Below are 4,193 nucleotides of genomic sequence, written 5' to 3'. Positions count from 1 at the left end.
GCCAACTACTAAAATGTAAGTGGCCTACTTCCTGCTGTAATAAATTAGTATTAACCCCTTTAGCAAATTTTTTTATTTCAAACACAGCTAGAATTAATAAAAAAAGAGGGAAAATAAATTTAACAGCTGTAAAAATTCTATCCTTTTTAATCCCCTTCATGATGATCTTCTAATTTTCATTACTGATTTAAATATAAACTTAACTTTAAACCTAAAAAAACAAAGAAAAATCGCTTCCTCAGTCTCATATTTAAAGTTAGAAAGAATTTCGTGTATAATAAGTTGACATTAAGATAGTTGATTTTTGTGACACATACTTTTTAAACGTTTCTACACATTTAGGATAACCACTTGTAAGGTCAGTGGAGAAGTTTGTGTCGTATATTACTTTAACCCATAAGTGCCTACTCTCCCCAATCTTCGTCTCTACGTTCTCCTATTTCGTAAAATTCTTTATAGGATTCTTTACTGATTTGTTTTCCTAGTTCTAAGATCTCTTCAAGAAAATCCATTTGTTCTTGAACTTGTTTATCAGAGGAAAGTCTCCAGAAGGTGGCATTAATGCCACTTTCCACCTAATTGATATCATTACAGTTACACATGTTGAATCCCTTGAGAAATTGTCGTATTGTTCATTCTTTTAATTATCGTTGGCCCAGCTTACTGGAATTAAAATATTCGATTATATATCCAATTTTCATTGGGGTTTATAGGGAAAAAGCCTTTTGAAAGAGGATTTTTCATTTTACATAATAGACGACTATTTTACTTAAGAAATATGCCATACAAAAGGAAAAAGCAGGCATACTTTATTATTAGCCTACAAAAATATATTCTAGGAGATACCTCCTTTAAAGGGGAAGGAATCAATTAGGGCCGTTGGCTTCCTTCTAAGTTAATATTCAAAGTAATTAGTCGAATTTCAAATTTACCCCGGAATGTAGCTTTTATAAATTGGGTATTTCCTCATATTCAGTTTGTTGATAACAATGGCTGGAAAATGGGATGAGATTTCCCCAACTATGAGACCAACCCGAATAAAAGTTAGACCAATAAATTCAAGCACAAAAAAAGTTTGGTCCTTTTGTACTTAAAAGAATTGTAACCTGCCCAAATTGAGAAATCTTGTTAGGCTAAACAGGGTGCTTATGTGGAAGAATAACATTTATTAAAACAAAGTCATTTGCTACTTAGTACGACGCTAATATTCACAAATTAGAGTAATAGAATAGTAGGGTGAATTATTTGAATTCCCCTCCGTTTTTTATTGTGAATTTGCTTGCGAATTACCGTCTTTCACTTCAAAACGGAACCCGTTAACCATATTCTACTTTTTTTATAATAGTGTGTTTTTTTATCCAGTTTTCAACCAAGTTTAATAACCTCTGGAAACTACGTTTCCATATATGCACCTCATAATGCCCCTTACTCTTCTTTGAAATACAATTTTTCGGATCGCTCACTAGCGGATCCGTTGGTTTTAATAAGGTGCTTGGCAACATTTTAAAACATTAATTTAAATTTTATCAGTGCACTCATAATTGCTGCATCTCTTCCTATTTTACCAGGTTGATTGATAAGCGGTCTCGTTCTATTTATAAACATTTGATCGCACATTTTTCTATTTCCAGACATTCGGTAACAATTATCATGTTTCAAGCAAATAGCATCCAATACATTTACAGGGGCACCCGGCCCGTGACAACCAGGTCCTCAATATCTGTATCCCGGATAACAAAGCATCAGAAACCCTCCCTGTCCTCATAAGGTCTCTAATATATTATGTTATTCGGATAAAACTTGATTGTATTAGCTGCTTATCTTATCTTTTCCAAAGCGAGAAAAAATATATATATTTTGAATATTAAGACATATCTGTTTCGATTTGTTGGTGCCTCTTTAGCCTCCGGCAAGTCTGGCAAGATAATGTTACGTATATACCGGTTAAAACAGCAAATCCGGCCCCTACTACCCCTTCTTGTTCCATTTCGATTTCCTCCTTTTCATTAATGGTCGGCAGTGTTGGAGAATATCATTATCAGATGAGATTTTACTGATCGTATTTCGAGTAGCTTTGGATTGTTGGAAGCAAATAAAGAAAGAAATGTCTTATCGAGCTAAATTGGAAAATGTTATTGTTAATGGAGATAAAGATATTACAGAGCTAAGGAACTGGAAGAATAAGAACGGAGAAGTATTATTCCAAAACAAAAGAGGAAAGAAATCCCAGAACTAGGGAAGGATCAAAGTTATCAATAGAGATGGATTGTTGAACCTATCTATAAAGGGGGGCTTTTATGAAATACCTCATTTTATATGTAACATATAATACGATTTAACTCATGAAAATTATTTAAAAGGACCGTCCCTTAATAGTGTGGAAGAACAAATAGGCAGATATGCAAATGGTTGTATTGCTACAACTAAAGGACTTATTTATATTTCAAATGCCAAATCTGCATTCATTAGAGTAATAAATGTTATTTCAAACGGTTTTTCTCCTGTTCGTAAAACTCTTCAACTGTATCTTTGATCTTTGCTCCAATACGGGATTCCCGCAAGTTCAATATCTGCCTTTGGCAGCTTCCCTCGGTTATAATACACATTTAATTAACGTTTATCATAATGTAAGCCATTTTCAGATAAAAAATCAGCAAATTGTTTTTGATTTAAATAATTTCCTCTAGGCTCACGCAGAATGGAAAAGGTAGGTTTTTGAATTAAATACGTATCCTCCCAAAGGAAATGGACCATTAATTCTAATGCGAATTCAAGCCACTTATCATCTAAAGATTCATACAACCATCTGATATTAAAACTTTCATACTCCGGAGCTTCAAAAAACCAAGCTAATTTTAAAAAAGAGCTTCTACTTCCGTTAGGTCTTCACTAAATCAATGTTCGCATATGCCTTTAATCTGCCTTTAAATTTCGGGAAAGTTTCAACGATGCGTTTGGTTGAGCTTTTCATCTTATCCCCTCCTGTTGACTTTGTCAACAGGAGAATAAAACAAAAAGTTGACTTAGTCAACTTTAATTCTTTTGACTATGACTTTTCTATGCTGCATCCATGAGCAGCATAGAATGTCGGGCTTGTAGAGGGCCCAATTAAGTTTAAAAAGTCTTATTCCTTTGGACCATTTGGTTACGTACTCTTAAAAACAATCTATGAATAAACTTAAATATTCGTCGTTTCTTTTCCTTTTAGTCTTAATGATACCGTAACATAAAAATTAAACTCCTCAGTCCCATTAAATTCCACGCCATCTGGATTCGGTCTAACATCTAATAGTATTTCCTTATTAGATTCAATTGCTCGTATTTATCTTTTATTTCCCATAACTCATTCTCTAATTTATCTTTCGTATGTACTGGAATCATAAACATTCCAAGTTCTCTCTGCGTCAAAGTTTTTTTCTCCTTCCATATACTAAATTGTATTGACAATAAAGTAGATAACCCTTTTCCTTGTTCGCCCTCCCTTCCTCTCTATGGCTTCAATCCTGAATCGGCTACACTTAACTGGACAATAAAATTAAGGTGAAGTAGACCAAACGCCAAACTTGGATATACTGCTTATAAGCATAAGTGGACGGTACTAGAAACTTTATACGGAGTGGCGGGCATGCTAGCCTGTTCGGCAAGCCAGGTGTTTATAAAACAGCTGGCTTCCTGGCTCAAAAAGCATGCCCGCGGAGGCTCCATGTCAAGTTTCTTCGCAAACCCACTCTTTTGGTGGTCTACTTCAACATTACCTAGTTAAGGAGAGACTTAAAATGAGAGAAAGACGAACATTCACTACAGAATTTAAGGCTCAAATGGTCAAGCTTTATGCAAATGGAAAGCCTAGAAAAGATATTATTAGCGAATATGATTTGACGCCTTCGGCGTTGGATAAGTGGATAACACAGTACCAAACATCCGGGTCATTCAAGGAGAAAGACAATAGAACTCCAGAAGAAACAGAGTTAATCAAACTCCGTAAAGAAAACCAGAGATTGTTAATGGAGAATGATATTTTAAAGCAAGCTGCGCTGATACTAGGACAAAAGTAAATGTGATCAAAAACAATCGACACAAATACTCGATATCAGCAATGTGCGATGTCCTACAACTTTCAAGAAGTACCTACCTATTACTACGAAGCAAAAGAGCAAGTTAATACAGCAGATGAACTGACAGCAGCTATCCTG

The 4,193-nt window shown here is 34.7% G+C and carries 5 protein-coding genes and 1 pseudogene; 2 read left to right on the top strand and 4 right to left on the bottom strand.

Going from position 1 to position 4,193, the window contains the following annotated elements; translation table 11 throughout:
- Positions 1-404: 404 nt before the first annotated feature.
- Positions 405-575 (bottom strand): hypothetical protein, encoded by a 171-nt coding sequence (locus JN080_RS28355; protein ID WP_256239286.1) that lies wholly within the window; start codon positions 573-575, stop codon positions 405-407.
- A 44-nt stretch (positions 576-619) separates the two neighbouring features.
- On the opposite strand from JN080_RS28355, the gene JN080_RS30110 reads away from it, so the two are divergent.
- Complete coding sequence (locus JN080_RS30110) at positions 620-673, top strand: YjcZ family sporulation protein (protein WP_375141805.1); 54 nt, start codon at positions 620-622, stop codon at positions 671-673.
- Positions 674-1,864: 1,191 nt separating this feature from the next.
- On the opposite strand, the gene JN080_RS28350 is transcribed toward JN080_RS30110, so the two are convergent.
- The 3 genes from JN080_RS28350 to JN080_RS28340 form a co-directional block, all read right to left on the bottom strand.
- On the bottom strand, positions 1,865-1,987 hold the full coding sequence (locus JN080_RS28350) for a hypothetical protein (protein ID WP_256239285.1): 123 nt from the start codon (positions 1,985-1,987) through the stop codon (positions 1,865-1,867).
- A gap of 623 nt (positions 1,988-2,610) precedes the next feature.
- Entirely contained in the window at positions 2,611-2,802 is a 192-nt protein-coding gene (locus tag JN080_RS28345) for a hypothetical protein (RefSeq protein ID WP_256239284.1), read from the bottom strand.
- A 483-nt stretch (positions 2,803-3,285) separates the two neighbouring features.
- Positions 3,286-3,408 carry a hypothetical protein gene (locus JN080_RS28340; RefSeq protein WP_256239283.1) on the bottom strand — a complete coding sequence of 41 codons (123 nt, stop codon included), beginning with the start codon at positions 3,406-3,408 and terminating at the stop codon, positions 3,286-3,288.
- A 368-nt stretch (positions 3,409-3,776) separates the two neighbouring features.
- Between JN080_RS28340 and JN080_RS28335 the strand changes: the two are divergent.
- Positions 3,777-4,132, top strand: a pseudogene (locus JN080_RS28335) (transposase); the annotation flags it as partial.
- Positions 4,133-4,193 lie beyond the last annotated feature (61 nt).

Origin of the sequence: Bacillus sp. EB600 (assembly GCF_024494385.1) — a bacterium.
In the GTDB taxonomy this organism is placed as follows: Bacteria; Bacillota; Bacilli; order Bacillales; family Cytobacillaceae; genus JAEVLT01.
This window is presented reverse-complemented; position numbering and strand designations above follow the sequence as displayed.